Consider the following 17,562-nt stretch of genomic DNA (forward strand, 5'->3'; position numbering starts at 1 on the left):
TCAATAATTCATATAAATGTGTCTCATTTCATTAATAACATAATCCAATTCATAAACTTTTAGTGATTTTCTATTATAATCACCCATTTTTACAATTAGCTGCTTATTAACAATAAATTCATTTATAGCCCATGAAAATCCATCAATATCATCAGCATCATAGTTAAATCCTGTAACTCCGTTAATTGAATAATCAACTATTCCATGTACATTAGATGTAACTATAGGCAAACCAGATGCCATTGCCTCTAATGCTGCCAACCCCAAGCCTTCTCTACGAGATGGAAAGAGAAATATATCAGAACAATTACATATCTCAGCTATGTCGGTGCGAAAACCCAGTAGTTTGACCTTAGATGCTATTCCAAGTTCCATAGCTAAATTCTCAAGGTAGTTTGCATTTGATCCTACCCCACATATTACATAATAGGTATTTGGGTTATTTAACTTCGCCAAAGCTTTAATAACTGTCCCATGGTTTTTATTCTCATTGAGTTCACCAACAGAAAGCAATAAAAAAGCATCATCCGGAACATTCAATTCTGATCGTTTCTCATATCTATCTGATAGAATACTCCTGAATTTATCAATATTTAGCCCAACACCTGGAACATATTTCACATTCTTAGCTTTAAATGTCTTCGCCCTACCATAATCCTCCTTATTTATTGTAATCAGTACATCAGTATATCTCGCAAGAAATTTCTCTGCTAAATAATAAGTTAACCAATTTATCACAGGAGATCCTTTGTAAAAATGGAATCCATGAGCTGTATACATCACTTTGGTCCCTGTTTTTCTTGTTCCTTTAGCTACCCACCGCCCTAGTGCACTAGCAATAGGAGTATGAAAATGTATTTTATCATAATTGTTACTCTCTACTATTTTCTTTAGATCACGAGCTGCAACTATATTTAATTTTGATAAAGGATTGCGTTGAAAAGGTAAATCATAGACATTATTAACAACTGCATCTAAATCACTTACATCTTTGTTACCTGCAATATCAACTGTATAACCCATGCCCTGCAACAATTGTATATGTGGAATAAGAAAAGCTTTTACTGTTGATAAAATAGTTGTACAAATTAAAATACGTTTCATATCTTTATCACTTCCATATAATATACATTTTCCAATAAAATCAAAATAACTAACCAGCAATAATTATAAACATTATTTCTTTACAACTTCGAAAGATTCTTTGATGATTTTAACAACTCTTTCAATATCAAATTCAGACATTCCAGTGCCAGAAGGAAGACATATGCCTGTATCAAATAGTATCTTTGAGACTTTATCTGAGTGACTAAAGTAGATGCTATTATGAAAGAGAGGTTGCAAGTGCATAGGTTTCCATACAGGGCGAGCTTCTATGTTTTGATTTTCTAGTTCATCCAAAAGGCGCTCTCGAATTTTATGCCCACCTTCTTCATGGATCATAAAAACGGACAACCAGTAATTGGATTTGGAAATCTCAGAAATTGGAATGAATTCAACGGGAAGAGATTCCAATAAAGATTTATATCTTTCATTAATAGCTCTTCGCTTATTTATGAAACTATCCAAAGCTTCCAACTGACCTCTCCCAACACCCGCACAAATATTAGACATCCGGTAGTTATATCCGACCTCTTTATGCTCATAGTGCCTAACAGGCTCTTTGGACTGGGTTGCCCAAAAACGCATCTTCTTTATGGCCTCTTCATCGTTAGAGACAACCATTCCACCACCAGAAGTAGTGATAATCTTGTTGCCATTGAATGAGAAAATACTGATATGTCCAAATGATCCACATTTCTTTCCTTTATACGTAGCTCCTAGCGCCTCAGCAGCATCCTCAATAACAGGGACTCCGTAACGCTCACAAATTGGAAGCAGCGAGTCATAATCGGCACTCTGACCATACAAATCAACTATAATAACTGCCTTAGGCATTTTATTTTCTTTTTTGGCCCACTCAAAGGCTTTCTCTAAAGCAATCGGGGACATATTCCAGCTTTCAGGTTCTGAGTCAATAAATATTGGATTTGCATATTCATAGAGGATAGGGTTGCAGCTTCCTGCAAAAGTTAAGTCTGAACAAAATACGTAATCTCCAGGGCCAACTCCAAAATATTTCAATGCTAAATGAATTCCTGCTGTACCAGAGGACAATGCTAGCCCGTGATCAACTCCGACGTACTCGCATAATTCTTCTTCAAATTTATCTACATTGGTACCCAGCGGAGCTATCCAATTGGTATCAAATGCTTCTTGTATGTATTTCATTTCATTCCCGCTCATATGAGGAGGGGATAAAAAAATTCGTTCATTCATCACCGTTCATCTCCGAAGTCTTTTTTTATTTTTGCAGGCACCCCTGCTACCATCACATGATCAGATACATTGTTGATGACCACAGCTCCAGCAGCTACAGTAACATTTGAACCAATCGTAACGTTATTAGATACTTTTGCACCTACCCCAAGCCAAGTATAGCTTTTGATGCTGACAGTACCACTAACATTCACTCCTGGAGATAGGTGCACTCCTCTCTCTATAATGCAGTCATGGTCAATTGAACTTGATGTATTAAGGATACAACCCTCTCCAATGGTAGTAGCTGCATTAACCACCACTCCAGCCATAACAATGCTTCCACTTCCAATACTACTAAATCTACTTATTGTACTAGCCGGATGAATAATAGTCGGGATTTGGAACCCTGCCTGTTTAAGTTTTTCGAGCCAAAGCAGTCTAGTCTTGTTATGTCCTATAGCAACAAATGCTGCTGGAAAACGTTCGAGAAAGAATGTGTAGCTCTCTATATCTCCGACCACTGGGAATCCTAAAACTTCCTTAAGATCCTTATTGCTATCTAAAAAGGCTATACCGCTCCAAGAGCCTGTGGCCATTGCTGCATCTGCAACAACTTTACCATGTCCACCCGCACCCAATATCAATAGATTCGACAATTCATAATCACCCAATCTTCACACTCTTTAAATTAACCCTTTAAGGTATCCCCAGTAAAAATTGGCATCGTGTTGGTTTCTGAGCTATTAATCCCGTCACGAACCATAACATTTTTTATCGTTTTAAAAACAATTTTCGCATCCAGCACAAAGCTTATATGATCTACGTACCAAACATCATAATTGAATTTGTCTTCCCAACTGATTGTATTTCTACCGTTCACTTGAGCCCAACCAGATATGCCTGGCACCACTTCATGTCTGCGATTTTGTTCAGGTGTGTAATGTTCAAGATACTGTACAAGTAAGGGGCGAGGACCAATAAAACTCATTTCACCTCTTAAGATATTAAATAGCTGTGGGAGTTCATCAATACTACTCTTACGTAAAAAGGAACCCACTCTGGTCATCCGTTCAATATCCGGCAAAAGATTGCCTTCCACGTCTCTTTCCAAAGTCATTGTTCTGAATTTATAAACAGTAAAAATCTTACCTTGCTTACCAGGCCGTTGCTGGCGGAATAGAATAGGGCCTTTGGAATCTTTTTTGATTGCTACTATTGCTGCTAACATGATAGGAGAAGTCACAATAATCAGAAACAAAGCAGCTATCCAATCAAGTATTCTTTTAAAAGCCAAATAGGGTTTCATTCAGTTCTCAACCTCTGCTTTTCTGATTATAAAGAAAGGCGGATATTAACCCGCCAATCCTTCCGCCAATGCCATTCCTCGTTTTAAAGTCTCTTCAAAAGCACTTCTATACTCACTAATGATCGCTGTGCTGTAACCATTCGCGTTCAGTTTTTGTTCAGTTTCTGCGATTATGCTATTGAAGCTTGCTTTGAAGGAATTCAGTTGCTGCACGCCCTTTGCCTTGATGTTCTTTTTCTTCTCGGCATCATCTTTGGCTGCTAGGTATTCCATTGCCGTGCTGAATAGTGCAGATTCACTCTCAGCTTTGAGCGCATTCAGCTTTGCTTCCGTTGCGCTGGTGATGGATTCATAAGAAACTTTACCGCTTCCTGTTCCTCCGCCACCTGCACCGCCGCTACCGCCGGGATTTCCTGCTGCTGCATCTGTTGGAGCTGGAGTTGGTGTTGCAGAGGGTGCATTAGTCGCTGTAGGGGCTTTGGTACTGGCAGGCTGATTGGAGCCTGAGTTATTCTTGCCCTCTTGTTCGTTGAACGCAGCGGATGCTGCTGTAATCGTCTTGGTTTTCTGGTCCCAACTAATGGAATAGCCTACGGATTCCGATAAAAAACGTAGTGGTACATATACTGAGCCATTCAGGATATAGCTGGATTGGCCTGCAGGCAATTTCTTGGCTGAACCGCCAAATACATAACTAGCATCGATATGATTTAGAGCAATGCTTGCCGCAGGAGCTGAACTTGCTCCACTACTTGCAGCATTCATTAAGAACTCTTTTATAACTACCAATTCCGAACTGCTAGGCTCTGCTACGGTAACCTTCAGGTTCTTGGCATCCCAGCTCACTGATTTTTGCAGGGCATAGGACATGAAGCGCAGTGGTACATAGGTTGAATTATTGTAGATGAACACATGCTGGCCAGCTGGCGGCTGCAAGGTTACACCGTCGAATATCATTTTTACATCCACGCTCTGAACCTTAATAGTATTGGTCTTAGTTGTCGTAGAAGCTGCAGCAACAGAAGCTGGAGCGGATACAGACAATGGTGCGACATTGATTAACACTGCCAGGCTCAACATAACGGCTGAAACTTTTAATTTACTCACTTTTGGTCACGTCCTTCTCTTCTTCGATGACTTGATCACGGGTTTTCCCTTGACTAATCCCGTATTTCTTGGCGATTTTCGACAGCTCATTGTATTGTTCTTCGCTAACTTTGCCAAGAATAATACTGCGCGCTTCCTTTTTCTTTTCGACGGTTAAGCCGCCTTGTGCAAGCTCTTGCAGCCTCTTAATATCTGAGGCGCTGAGTTGACCCAGAACAATAGATACGACATCGGCTTTATCTTTCACTGTGATACTCTGTTGAATTTCCTTAGCCTTATCTTTAGATACTTCTGTGGTATAGCCATCTTTAGCTGTTCCAGTAGTTCCCTTGTCTCCTGGCGGAGTGGTCCCTGAAACTCCTTCAGCAGGCTTCTTCGTCGGCACGGTTCCATTTCCTTCCTCGGAAGGGCTTGCAATAGAAGAGTCCGTTCCTTGTGCTGGAACACTATTGTTAGCGGGGCCAGATACATCTGGTGATTTATCGTTACTTTGTCCATCAGCTACAACTGTGGCTTCTGCATCCAGATCAAATCCTTCTGCCATGGAATTCATAAGTTTGTCAACGGCATAATTAGCTGCGAATGCGCCACCAACACCTAGTACAATGATTATGGATAGGGACCAGAACACAATTTTCTTCCACTTCTTTTTCTTTACCATTAAGGGGTTCCCCCTGCTTTGAATTAGATTAGTCAACTGATCGCCGCTTGTGCGACCGGCTGCATGGGAACAATCTGGTTAATGACTTCTCGAATGGCTTCTGGCTCCTCGGGCAGTACACGCTCCAGACGCTTGAATTCAAGTTCAAGCTGGTTCTGGTTCATAATCTCCGGTTTTCCTATGAAAATCCGATTATGCTGGGTCGCACCCAGGTTCTCTTCATCCGTCAGGAGTTCTTCATACAGCTTTTCTCCTTCACGAATTCCTGAGAACTTAATCTCAACATCTACATACGGCTCGAATCCAGACAACGTAATTAAATCTTCAGCCAAAGTGAGAATCTTCACAGGTTCTCCCATATCCAGGACAAACACTTCTCCACCTTTGGCAAAAGCACCAGACTGGATGACAAGCTGTACTGCTTCCGGAATGGTCATGAAATAACGTACCATCTCAGGATGCGTTACTGTTACCGGTCCACCCGCTGCGATCTGCTGCTTGAATGCCGGGATCACGCTGCCTCGGCTGCCCAGTACGTTGCCAAAGCGCACCGCCGAAAATTTGGTCTGACTCGTCGCACTCAGGCTCTGCACATACATCTCTGCAATCCGCTTGGTCGCCCCCATCACACTGGTAGGATTCACGGCTTTGTCTGAAGAGATCATCACGAAACGCTGGGCACCATATTTATCAGCACAATCAGCCACGTTGCGCGTGCCGAACACGTTATTCTTGATCGCTTCAGAAGGATTTCGCTCCATCAAGGGAACGTGTTTATGTGCTGCTGCATGAAAGACTACTTGCGGTCTATGACTGCGGAAGACATCCATCATCCGGGTGCGGTCCTGTACATCCGCAATAATTGTAATGATTTGCGCCTCCGGAAAGCTCTTGCGAAGCTCCATTTCGATAGTATAGATACTGTTCTCACCATGTCCCAACAAAAGCAGCTTGTCCGGTGAGAAAGGTAGGATCTGCCTACAAAGCTCCGAACCAATGGACCCGCCTGCTCCAGTAACTAATACGCTTCTGCCATAGACATACCCCAGAATGCCGTTCATATCTGCGACAATTGGCTCCCGTCCCAGCAAATCCTCTACACTAACGTCACGCAGCTTCTTGACGGATATTTTGCCGGCGATGAGATCATTGAGTGCAGGAATAATCTTCAGCTTCGCGCCTGTCTTCTTGGCAATGTTAATGATTTCGGAAATCTCCTTGCGTGAGACAGAAGGCATAGCAATGATGATCTCGTGGATATTTCGTTCTTTCACAATGCTAGGAATGGAATAACGATTGCCCAGCACAGGAATTCCCAATATCGTCATATGATATTTATTCATACTGTCGTCAATGAATCCCACGATCTTATTGTGAGCAAACATCGGGCCCATCATTTCCCGGGCTATAAGTGTACCGCAATCTCCTGCGCCTACAACGAGGGTATGTGTCTGTGTATCCTTATAGTTGATTCGCTCTCTATGAAACATCCTCCAAAAGAAACGCACACCGCCTACCAGAACCAAAATGGTCTCCACCGAACGAACTTCTACGCCAAATGGCACACGTTCCGGTAAAATGATGAAGGCTATGCCGTAAGAGAGCAGCGCTCCTACCAGAATAGCCTTAATGACTGATATGATTTCTCCGATGCTGGCATACTGCCACATTCGCCGATATAAGCCAAAATAAATCAGGCTCCCGCCGAAGGTTACGGTTGAGATCAGTCCATATTGATAGATTTGAATGTAATATTCCCTAGGCATATCATCATAAAAACGGAACAGATAAGATGTCACAATACTGAACCAGATGATGGCAAGGTCTACGAGGAATAATACAACTATTCTAGTTTTCGCTGTCATTTTCAGTGCCTCCAAAAATAACATTTTCCCTACGATTCTGGTTAATTTCCGTAATAATAATAGTAATACCCCTCGCTGGCCTTGCGTTTCACGTTATTCAAAACGACGCCCAGCATTTTCGCCCCTACCCGATCTAGGCCGGACTTGGCTTTCATCGCAATTTCTCGTTTAACCTTGCCGTAGCTGACTACCATGATTACGCCATCGCTCTTCGAAGCCACAATCTGCGCATCGGTCACTGCTAGGAGTGGAGGCGTGTCGATAATCACAATATCGAATAATTCACGCATTTCCTGAAGCACAGTGGTCATACGGTTGGAGGCCATCATCTCAGCCGGGTTCGGAGGAAGCGGTCCTGAAGTGATCAGGGACAGGTTAGGTACACCAGAGTCCTGAACTACATCTTCCAGATCAGCCTGCTTGGACAGTAGAGAGGATAATCCATAGCGATTGCTGAGCTTAAATGTCTTATGGGCGGTAGGCTTGCGCAAATCGCCATCAATTAATAGCACTTTCTTATCAGACTGCGCATATGCAGCGGCCAGGTTGGCCGAAACAGTGGACTTACCTTCTTCTGGACCGGAGGAGGTAATCATAATGATCTGGATCTTCTCATCCACCGAAGAAAAATCAATATTCGTACGCAGCGCGCGGAAAGCTTCCGATATAGGCGAGCGCGGGTTGGTAACTGTAATGAGGTGACGTTGTTGATTATTTGGTGACTGTGACATGTTCAAGGTCCCCTGCCTTTCCGGAAGTTTGGGCTTGGGCTTGGGCTTGAGCCTGTCTCGAAGTGGGCTTCGCACCATTCTCTTGTCCCACTCTTGTAATCATCGCGATCGTAGGCAGACCCAGATATTTCTCAATATCCGCTTCCGTTTTGATTGTATCGTCCATGTATTCGAGTAGGAAGGCGATGCCTAATCCAATCATCAACGACACTACAAAAGCGATGGCGATATTCAACAACACATTGGGTTCGACGGGTCTAGGTTCAACTGGAGGATTCACTTTGGCTTCATTCAAGATCGATACGTTCTGAACATTGAATAGCGATGGAATTTCCTGCTTGAACACAAGAGAAATGGCATTCACAATCTCTGCTGCTTGTGTGTAGGAATTATCTCGAACGACAAGTGTCATCACCTGCGTATTGTTGACGGAGCTGACATTAACCTTTTTCAAAAGCTCTTCGGTAGTAATGTTGAACTGCGGATAATTCTTGATAACAATATCCAGAATAGCCGGTGTTTTGATAATTTCTTTATACGTATTGATCAGTTGAATATTTGTATTGATCTGATTAAGATCGAGCTGCGTCATCGCCGACTGGGTCGGAGTCTGGTTGACGATAATTTTGGTGGATGCTTCATATACCGGTTTCTTGATATACAAACTGTAAACCCCGGCAAGAGCGCACACGATTACAACAATACTGACGATCATCCACAGTCGCTTCCTGATAATCCGGAAATAATCGCGAAGATCCAATTCTTGTGATGACAAGTGAAATTACCTCCAAGTTGATTCTAGAATATCCCAGAGAAGGACCTCCTCTCATCTTCATGAAAGGAGGCTCTCCAGTTTACTTTTTTATTTAAAGTTAATAGTGCGGTAGATAATTACAGCTGCCTCAGCACGAGTAGCTGAATTGTTAGGGCTGAATTTACCAGCATTGCCGATGACCAGGTCATGACTTGCTGCGAAGGCAACGCCTTCTTTCAGGGAAGAACTGATCTTGGCAGCATCACTGAATGCGCTCAGAGCCGACAGGGAAGCCGGGTCCTTGATGTCCTTCACAGATTTCAGCGCACGGGAGATCATCGTTGCCATCTCAGCACGGGTAATCGTTGCACTCGGATCGAACTTGTTATCGCCACGACCATTGATAATGCCCTTCTCAGCAGCAACCGCTACATAAGGTGCGAACCAGTCATTAGCTTTTACATCGCTGAAAGTTTGGGTAGCAGAGCTGTTCTCCAGATTCAAGCCACGGATGAGCATCTTCGCGAACTCAGCGCGAGTCACGTTGCTCTTCGGAGCAAATTTGCCGTCGCCTACGCCTTCGATAACACCCTTAGCGGCTACAACTTGAATTTGTCTTCCTGCCCATGCTTGTACACTAGCGATATCGCTGAAGGATACTTTGTTCTCAAGTACAGCGTAAGAAGAGAATGTATCGCGTGGCTTCACAATGTAGTCGCCATCCAGCACGCCACCTTGGAATTGCAGACTGCTATATACAAGCTTTGTTACGGAAAGAAGCTCTTTATCCAGACCTTCAGTATTTTTCAATGGCAACTTCAGTGTAATCGGTTGTTTGAAGGTAGTTACGGCTTTACCGTCTACAGTCAATCCGAATTCATATACACTGGAAGCCAGTTTCAGTTGGGTTACGGATGTTACGACTGCATCGTCAACATTGGAAACCGTCAGCGCAATTGCAGCATCGAATTGTCCTACAGGAATCGTCACAGTCAGACCATTGAAGGTTACTGCAATGTTAGCGATACCCTTTGCTTTAGCTGCCTCGATAATCGCTTTGGACAGCGGCACTTCTACAGTCTTAGCGTTCACAGTACCCAGATCCAAAGTCAGTGTTTTAGCTTCTTTATTTGCTGCTACAAGTGCGTCAATTGCTTTGAGCACATCAGCGTCAACCAGTTTCAGTGTAGCTTTGCCGTCAACAATGGATACCAGCTTGGACACATCGTAGACTCCGCCTTCTTTAATAACGACCTGAGCTGGTGTACCTGTATTGAAGTCTGAACCGCTACCACCAGGGGTGCTAGTTCCAGGGTTAGGATTTTCGTTGTCTTTCTTGTCCAATGGATACGCTTTAAGGTAAGCAAGTCCGAGCGTCAGAGCTGCCGGCTCAGCAGTGTCGAGCTTCTCTCTGATATTATTCACAGTGGCATAAACTTCTTCACTTGTAATGCCCAGATTGTACACCACTTGGCTAACGGTTAGAGAGTTATTCCCTGGCACCTTACGCTCAAGAACATTTTGAACCGCTTTTTTCAGTAGAGCTTTATCTTTAAGCACTTGGCTAGGGTCTTTACCGTCAAGCAATTTACGCAGTTCAGCTTCTACGCCGTTAGCACCGAAGATGAATTCACTGAAGTCATCAAAAGAAAGGCTCGCTACTCCGGCTTTCTTGGCAATTTTATTCAGCAATTCAATGTTCTTGTCCACAAAAAGCTTGTCCTTGATGACATCCGTACCATCTGTGTATACATCGTATACTACGCTAGAAGCACTTCTGAACAATTCATAAGACGTAGCAACGTCTTCTGTGTTCAGAAATTCCGTGTTAACCAGTTTATCAAGCACAGGAGCAAAGATCTCATAGAATTCATCAGCATTGAGTCCCAAAGCCTGCTGCTTGTATTTGTAAAGCGCCTCACCGGTAGTCACGTTGTCATATACTTTCTGGATTCTCTCATTAATTGCCGACTTGGTAGTTACCGCTGAAGCCGCCGCTACTCCCGTAAATCCAAATTGCTTAGCCAGCCCCTCGCTGCTAAACGGAATTCCTGCAAAAGATGCAGTAGCCAAGCTGACTGCCAAAGTCGATACTGCCAGTTTCTTCTTCAAAGTCACTGTTCATCCACCTCTTCTTATGTATTTTTTAATTGGTATAACTGGAAAAATCTTGGTGTCTTCAACCCAATAAAAACCATTCTACCATCAATCAAGCATTAGGTCAGCCTTTCCGGGAAAAAAAAGCGAACAATTTCTGACGTTTTGTTCGTATTTTTACGAATTCCTGCTGAAAAACCTGCTCACTCATGACAATTTTCTGCGTATTTTCACGGAAATAGTCGCAGACCTCCAAACCCATTTCTGCCTCTAGTTTCCTGTACGCCTCACTCAGTCCGAACGGGCGGTGCACGCTATCATGGGCATCGGAGGCGATCATATGTACAGCCCCCTTACGGCATAGCTCCAGCGACAGTTTTTGCAGCTTGCTCCCGAAGGTACCCGCGAGACTTTGCGCAGTCAATTGACCCAGTACACCTATTTCAGTCAGTTTTAGCAGTTTGGCTGGCTCTGCCGCCACCTCGGCATTGCGCTCCGGATGTGCAATAATCGGAATCAGTCCCTGAATGATCAGTTCGTGGCAGACCTCCTCCATGCCCCGGGGGATTCGTGAGGAGGGCATCTCCAGCAGAAGATAACGAGAGCCTGCCAAAGTTAACAGTTCACCCTGCTCCAGATCAGCCAAAAGATCGCCATAGACACGGACTTCCTGGCCCGGAAGAACGTTCAACGGGTTCCCGGCCCGCCGAAGTCTCTCATTTAGCTCCTCCACAGCTAGCATTGTATTCGTTGCTGGATTCATATATTGTCCATTGGCGTGATGTGGTGTGGCGACTACGCTGGTGATCCCATCCGCTAGGGCATCACTCGCCATGGCTAGTGCAGCATCCCAATCACTAGCTCCGTCATCCAAAAAGGGTAAGATGTGGCAATGTATATCTATCATAAGTTCTCTATCGGTCCCTTCTACCCGCATCTTTAGTTTTTCGACAAAAAAATACAACCATTTCTTTTGGAAATGATTGTAACTTTCAGTAACTATTTCATTATGCTTCCAATTGGAAGAGCCTTTCGGCAGCAGCGCCCAATTCACCATCAAGCTCTGCAATACGTGACAACGATCCTGCGGTATTGCGTGCATCCAGCAGCAAATCCACTTGCCGTCTGAGGCTAGCAATCTCCTCTTCTACAAGGTTGGAATGGTACAATTTTAGCATTTCCGCAGCCGTATGCTTGTGCTGGTAGATCAGCTTGCTGCCACTAGGCGTAATTTCCGAAATTTGGCGGACAGAGCCAGCCACATAGTAATACATCATCGTGAAACCTTTGTATATCCGGTGTACCGTTCCTGTCCCTTTATAGGTCACGAACAGCTTGCGGACCGCATTATTCAAATGGGGGTTGACCACCCTGCAGGACAACTTGCCGACATAAATGCTACCTTTGCGTTCAAAGGACAAATGAACTTCCTCTCCCCCAGCCTCCTCCAGCACAATCTCCTGTTCTCCGCCGCCGAGCACTTTGACACGGTGACTGATATAACAGGTATCTGCCGAGAGCAGGAACTGGTTCATCTGAAATTCCGTCATTTGCAAAGTCGCATTCACATATTCCGTAGCCAGACGCTGAGCCATCTTGATCCCTCAATTCTTGGTAACACTGTTTAGCAAGATTATACAATGAACACGAGATTCATTCCACATCTACTCGGCACGCTCTACGCTTCGGAGACTTCGCCAGCATCCGGCTCTTGACCGGAAACTTCTTCCTCCACCACTTCTTGCTCGGTAGACTGGATATGCTCGGAGACCAGTGCCCACAGTTCATCACGGCCAAGTCCGATTTCCGATGAGAATTGAATGAACAAATCACCCGGCAGTACGCCGAGTTCCTGCTTCATGATCTTGACATGCTTCGGCCAGCGGGTCTTGGGAATTTTATCAGCCTTGGTGGCCACCACGCAAAGCGGAATATCATAGTGCTTCAGCCAGTCGAACATCATTTTATCATTGCTTGTAGGCGGGTGGCGCAAATCCACGATAAGCAGAACGAGCTTCAACGTGTCCCGTTCGGCCAAATATTTTTCCACCATTTTGCCCCAGGTCGCACGCTGGGTCTTGGACACCTTGGCATACCCGTATCCCGGAAAGTCCACAAAATACATGTTTTCATTAATAAGGTAATAGTTCATATGCTGCGTCTTACCTGGGGTGGAGCTAGTCCGGGCGAGATTCTTGCGGTTAATCATACGATTGATTAAAGAGGATTTCCCTACATTAGAGCGCCCTGCCAGAGCAATCTCTGGCAAGGCATCATCTGGGTATTGATCAGGGCCGACGGCACTGATAATAAATTCGGAACTGTTAACTTTCATAGGACTTCCTTTCTAATGCACACTACTTCGTGGCTCACTGCTAATTTTTAGGTATGATGCTCGACAAGCGCATGATGCAGCACCTGGTCCATATGGGATACCGGTACGAACTCTACATCTTTTTTGACACTGTCGGGGATTTCCTTCAGATCGCGTTCATTGTCCTTGGGCAGCAAAATTTTCTTATACCCGGCACGATGAGCCGCAAGAGATTTCTCCTTCAGTCCACCGATCGGCAGTACACGGCCGCGCAGCGTAATCTCACCGGTCATGGCGACATCCTTCGAGACATAGCGTTTGGTTAACGCAGAGATTAGCGCGGTAGCGATTGTAATGCCTGCCGATGGTCCATCCTTAGGAATGGCACCTTCCGGAATATGGATGTGAATATCATTTTTCTCGTAAAAATCAGGCTCCAGCCCCAGCTCCACCGCTTTCGAACGGGTGTAGCTGAAAGCAGCTTGCGCCGATTCCTTCATGACATCCCCTAGCTGCCCGGTCAAAATCAGTTTGCCTGCACCCGGAACCACCGTCACCTCAATCAGCAGCGTATCTCCGCCAACCTCGGTCCAGGCCAGACCTGTTACCGTTCCGATCTGGTCCTCCAGCTCGGCCATGCCATAACGATACTTGGAGGTTCCCAGATAATCCTTAAGATCTTCCTCCAGGATGCTGACAGTTTCCTTCTCCCCAGAGACCAGTTGCTTCGCAGCTTTGCGGCACAAGGCAGCAATCTGCTGCTCCAGGTTACGCACCCCGGATTCCCGCGTATATTCACGGATAATCTTAAGCAGGGTCTCCTCCGGTATATTCAGCTGATCTTCTTCCAGGCCATGGTTCGTCTTCTGCTTCGGCATGAGATAACGACTGGCAATCTGCAGCTTCTCTAGCTCCGTGTATCCTGGAATAAACAGCATCTCCATCCGGTCCAGAAGCGGACGCGGGATGTTGTGTACCGCATTAGCTGTTGTGACGAACATGACATTAGACAGATCAAATGGCAGTTCGACAAAATGGTCGCTGAACGTATTGTTCTGCTCCGGGTCTAACACCTCCAGCAGTGCGGCTGAAGGATCGCCGCGGAAATCCGCTGCCATCTTGTCGATTTCATCCAGCAGGAAGACCGGATTCGTACTACCGGCAGTCTTCATGCCTTGAATGATACGTCCTGGCATGGCACCGACATACGTGCGGCGGTGACCGCGAATCTCGGCTTCATCCCGCACACCACCGAGCGAAATGCGGACGAATTTACGATTCAGAGAACGGGCGATCGAACGGGCCAGCGATGTTTTGCCGACACCCGGAGGCCCCACAAGACAAAGAATAGGTCCCTTAAGCTTCTTGACGAGCTGTTGAACCGCCAGATATTCCAGCACCCGCTCCTTCGGCTTCTCCAGACCATAATGATCCGCGTCCAGCACCTGTTCAGCTTTCACGATATCGAGATCATCTTCGGTCCAGTCATTCCATGGGAGGCTAAGTAGCCAATCCACATAGTTGCGGATCACGCCACCTTCTGCAGAACTGGCTGGCATTTTCTCCAAACGGTCGATTTCCTTCTCGATCTTCTCTTTGACACGTTCGGGCAGATCTTTCTCTTCCATCTGGGCTCGCAGCTCTTCCGCTTCCCCTGCCCGGCCTTCCTTCTCGCCAAGCTCTTTCTGGATCGCTTTCATTTGCTCGCGCAGGTAATATTCCTTCTGTGTCTTCTCCATCTGCTTCTTCACGCGCTGGTTGATCTTGCGTTCCAGTTCCAGCACTTCACGCTCATTGTTGAGGATATCGAGCAGCTTCTCCAGACGTTTGCGAACATCAATGGTCTCCAGGATTTCCTGTTTATCCTTGATCTTCAGCGCCAGATGGCTAGTGATCACGTCAGCCAAACGCCCCGGCTCCTCAATATCGGACACCGCAGCAAGCGTCTCTGGCGTAACTTTCTTGGAAAGTGTGATATAGTGCTCGAACTGATTCAGAACAGTGCGCATCAGGGCATCGCTCTCCTGATCAGCTCCTTCTTCCTCCGGCAGCTCGCGCGCCATGACCTCATAATACTCCTCATTATCCGTATAATGAATGATTTCGGCCCGTTCCACACCTTCTACCAGCACACGAATCGTGCCGTTTGGCAGCTTCAGCATCTGCCTTACGTTGGCGACGGTACCCACCCGAAAAATATCTTCCTGACCCGGTTCCTCAATATTCACTTCTGACTGAGAACAAAGGAGGATTAAATTATCTTCAACCATAGCCTTCTCCAGCGCTTTGACTGACTTCTCGCGGCCCACGTCCAGGTGAAGCACCATGCTTGGGTACACAAGAAGGCCTCTAAGCGGCAATAAAGGAAAACGACGACCTTTCGATTTGTTCTGTATCATCGCTTTCACACCCCCAATGGCTCTCAAGTAATGTCATATGCATTCATTTTAACAAAAGCAGCATCAAAACACCAACGGGCCGCTTTTATGCGGCCTGCCGGTGTTTGCTATGTTTGTACTGCAATCTATTTTGCAAGTTGCTGGCGGTGATATTGAATCTGCAAAATAAGAAAATCTACAGATTGGCGCTTTCGCCGGAAGCATCGGCTTTGAGCAGTGAGGGTGCTCCCGAGAACGTCTCACCGGATACCGCTGGCAATCTCACATCGGCGATATGTGCGCCGAAGAGGTGGCGGAACACTTCCTCCACTGTCTCCACAGGAATGACCTGCAGTGGCGAGAGATCTTCGAACAGGGATTGCCAGTTGTCCTTGGGAATCAAAACAGTGGTCGCTCCTGCCTGGAAGGCAGCTTCGACCTTGGCAATAACGCCACCCACCGGCTTCACCCGGCCATGAATCCCAATCTCTCCAGTAATCGCCACCGTGTTGTCCACGGGTAGCCCCCGGATAGCAGAGACGATCGCCACTGCCATCGCCACCCCGGCGGAAGGCCCGTCGATGGGTGTGCCACCAGGGAAATTAACGTGCAGATCATAACGGTCCGGCTCCAAGTTCATGGTGCGCAGCACGGTCAAGACATTCTCCACTGAGCCCTTGGCCATACTCTTACGCCGGATCGTCCGGGAGCCACCGCGCGTCTCTTCTTCATCGACAACGCCAGTGATGTTCAGCCGGCCCTGACCGCCTGTAGCAGGTGCCGCCGACACTTCAATTTCCAGCAGCGTGCCCATGCCCGGCCCGTAAACGGCTAGCCCGTTGACCAATCCCACCTGCGGAGCTGTTGGAATCTTGCGCTCGGTGCGCAGCGGGAGCTGACTGCTGCTTGCTACCCACTCTACATCACCCGCGCTAAGGGTTTCGCGCTGCTCTGTCAGCGCAAGGCCGGCCGCCAACTGGATCATGTTGACGGCTTCCCGACCGTTGGTAGCATATTGCTGGACAACGGTAACCGCCTCAGGACTCGGCTTCAGTCCGATTTTCTGAATAGCATCACGGGCAATGACCGCAATCTCCTCCGGCAGCAGCGGCCGGAAATAGATCTCCATGCAGCGCGAGCGGAGCGCAGGCGGAATTTCCTCTGGCGAGCGCGTCGTTGCGCCTACCAGACGGAAATCGGCCGGCAGGCCATTTTGAAAAATATCATGAATATACGCAGGTGTATTACTGTCCTCCGAATTGTAATAGGCGCTCTCCAGCAGCACCTTCCGGTCCTCTAGCACTTTGAGCAGCTTGTTCATCTGGATGGGATGGAGCTCCCCGATCTCGTCCAGAAATAGAATCCCCCCATGCGCCTTCGTAACCGCACCAGGCTTGGGCTGAGGCACTCCAGCCACACCCATGGCCCCGGCTCCCTGATAGATAGGATCATGTACGGAGCCGATCAACGGATCGGCAATTCCCCGTTCATCAAAACGGGCCGTAGTAGCATCAATCTCAGTGAATTTAGCATCATTTTTAAACGGGGAGAGCACATTCTTCTTAGCTTCTTCCATCACTACACGCGCTGCAGCTGTCTTACCAACACCTGGTGGCCCGTAAATGATAACATGCTGAGGATTCGCGCTGCACAGCGCGGCCTTCAAGGCCCGCAGGCCATCCTTCTGCCCGACAATATCTCCGATTGAGGCCGGACGCGTCTTCTCCGACAGCGGCTTGGTCAGCGATACCATCCGCATTTTGCGCAGCTTATCCAGCTCTTTTCGCGACTCTCGGTCTACCGCCGTTTTATTGGTCTTCTGTCCCCGCAGCAGATTCCAAAAATAAACGCCGATAACCAGCGCGAAAAAGAGCTGCACGATCATCAGCAATATACTTAATTCCATAGCTCATCCTCCTGTTCGTTCTGAATACCTCTCTTGCACCCTTGGCTACTACTAGGTAGTATAGCCGTTTCGGTCATTCATAAACGCTCGGAGGAGATGATTTCTGCATTAGCGTTCTACTTTCCCAACTCTCTCTCATCAA

At 46.5% G+C, this 17,562-nt stretch carries 15 protein-coding genes; all 15 read right to left on the bottom strand.

Going from position 1 to position 17,562, the window contains the following annotated elements; translation table 11 throughout:
- On the bottom strand, positions 1-1,164 hold the full coding sequence (locus ACFVRY_RS19000; RefSeq protein WP_387501855.1) for a glycosyltransferase: 1,164 nt from the start codon (positions 1,162-1,164) through the stop codon (positions 1-3).
- Between the two features lie 12 nt (positions 1,165-1,176).
- Positions 1,177-2,319, bottom strand: coding sequence for a DegT/DnrJ/EryC1/StrS family aminotransferase (locus tag ACFVRY_RS19005; protein WP_387501856.1), 1,143 nt, complete (start codon positions 2,317-2,319; stop codon positions 1,177-1,179).
- The gene (locus ACFVRY_RS19010; protein ID WP_387501857.1) at positions 2,319-2,972 is read right to left on the bottom strand and encodes an acetyltransferase; all 654 of its coding nucleotides are present in this window, start codon (positions 2,970-2,972) and stop codon (positions 2,319-2,321) included. Before ACFVRY_RS19010 ends, ACFVRY_RS19005 begins: the two co-directional genes overlap by 1 nt.
- A gap of 17 nt (positions 2,973-2,989) precedes the next feature.
- Complete coding sequence (locus tag ACFVRY_RS19015) at positions 2,990-3,607, bottom strand: sugar transferase (protein WP_387501858.1); 618 nt, start codon at positions 3,605-3,607, stop codon at positions 2,990-2,992.
- 45 nt (positions 3,608-3,652) lie between these two features.
- Positions 3,653-4,714, bottom strand: a complete 1,062-nt coding sequence (locus ACFVRY_RS19020) for a stalk domain-containing protein (RefSeq protein WP_387501859.1) — start codon at positions 4,712-4,714, stop codon at positions 3,653-3,655.
- Entirely contained in the window at positions 4,707-5,375 is a 669-nt protein-coding gene (locus ACFVRY_RS19025) for a hypothetical protein (protein ID WP_387501860.1), read from the bottom strand. Before ACFVRY_RS19025 ends, ACFVRY_RS19020 begins: the two co-directional genes overlap by 8 nt.
- 32 nt (positions 5,376-5,407) lie before the next feature.
- The gene (locus tag ACFVRY_RS19030) at positions 5,408-7,240 is read right to left on the bottom strand and encodes a polysaccharide biosynthesis protein (RefSeq protein WP_387501861.1); all 1,833 of its coding nucleotides are present in this window, start codon (positions 7,238-7,240) and stop codon (positions 5,408-5,410) included.
- A 41-nt stretch (positions 7,241-7,281) separates the two neighbouring features.
- A complete protein-coding gene (locus ACFVRY_RS19035; protein ID WP_387501862.1) occupies positions 7,282-7,971 on the bottom strand; it encodes a CpsD/CapB family tyrosine-protein kinase in 690 nt (229 codons plus the stop codon).
- A complete protein-coding gene (locus ACFVRY_RS19040; protein ID WP_387501863.1) occupies positions 7,952-8,746 on the bottom strand; it encodes a YveK family protein in 795 nt (264 codons plus the stop codon). Before ACFVRY_RS19040 ends, ACFVRY_RS19035 begins: the two co-directional genes overlap by 20 nt.
- An 87-nt stretch (positions 8,747-8,833) precedes the next feature.
- The gene (locus tag ACFVRY_RS19045; protein WP_387501864.1) at positions 8,834-10,843 is read right to left on the bottom strand and encodes an S-layer homology domain-containing protein; all 2,010 of its coding nucleotides are present in this window, start codon (positions 10,841-10,843) and stop codon (positions 8,834-8,836) included.
- Positions 10,844-10,946: 103 nt separating this feature from the next.
- Complete coding sequence (locus tag ACFVRY_RS19050) at positions 10,947-11,924, bottom strand: tyrosine-protein phosphatase (RefSeq protein WP_387501865.1); 978 nt, start codon at positions 11,922-11,924, stop codon at positions 10,947-10,949.
- On the bottom strand, positions 11,830-12,417 hold the full coding sequence (locus tag ACFVRY_RS19055; RefSeq protein WP_387501866.1) for a non-ribosomal peptide synthetase module: 588 nt from the start codon (positions 12,415-12,417) through the stop codon (positions 11,830-11,832). The genes ACFVRY_RS19050 and ACFVRY_RS19055 overlap by 95 nt, the downstream gene beginning before the upstream one ends.
- An 83-nt stretch (positions 12,418-12,500) precedes the next feature.
- Positions 12,501-13,157: a ribosome biogenesis GTP-binding protein YihA/YsxC gene (yihA, locus tag ACFVRY_RS19060; RefSeq protein ID WP_387501867.1), complete on the bottom strand. Its 657-nt coding sequence runs from the start codon at positions 13,155-13,157 to the stop codon at positions 12,501-12,503.
- 47 nt (positions 13,158-13,204) lie between these two features.
- On the bottom strand, positions 13,205-15,535 hold the full coding sequence (gene lon / locus ACFVRY_RS19065) for an endopeptidase La (RefSeq protein WP_387501868.1): 2,331 nt from the start codon (positions 15,533-15,535) through the stop codon (positions 13,205-13,207).
- A 175-nt stretch (positions 15,536-15,710) separates the two neighbouring features.
- Complete coding sequence (gene lonB / locus ACFVRY_RS19070) at positions 15,711-17,420, bottom strand: ATP-dependent protease LonB (protein WP_387501869.1); 1,710 nt, start codon at positions 17,418-17,420, stop codon at positions 15,711-15,713.
- Positions 17,421-17,562: the final 142 nt, after the last annotated feature.

The sequence above is a fragment of the Paenibacillus sp. NPDC057934 genome (assembly GCF_042887565.1).
GTDB lineage: Bacteria > Bacillota > Bacilli > Paenibacillales > Paenibacillaceae > Paenibacillus_AQ.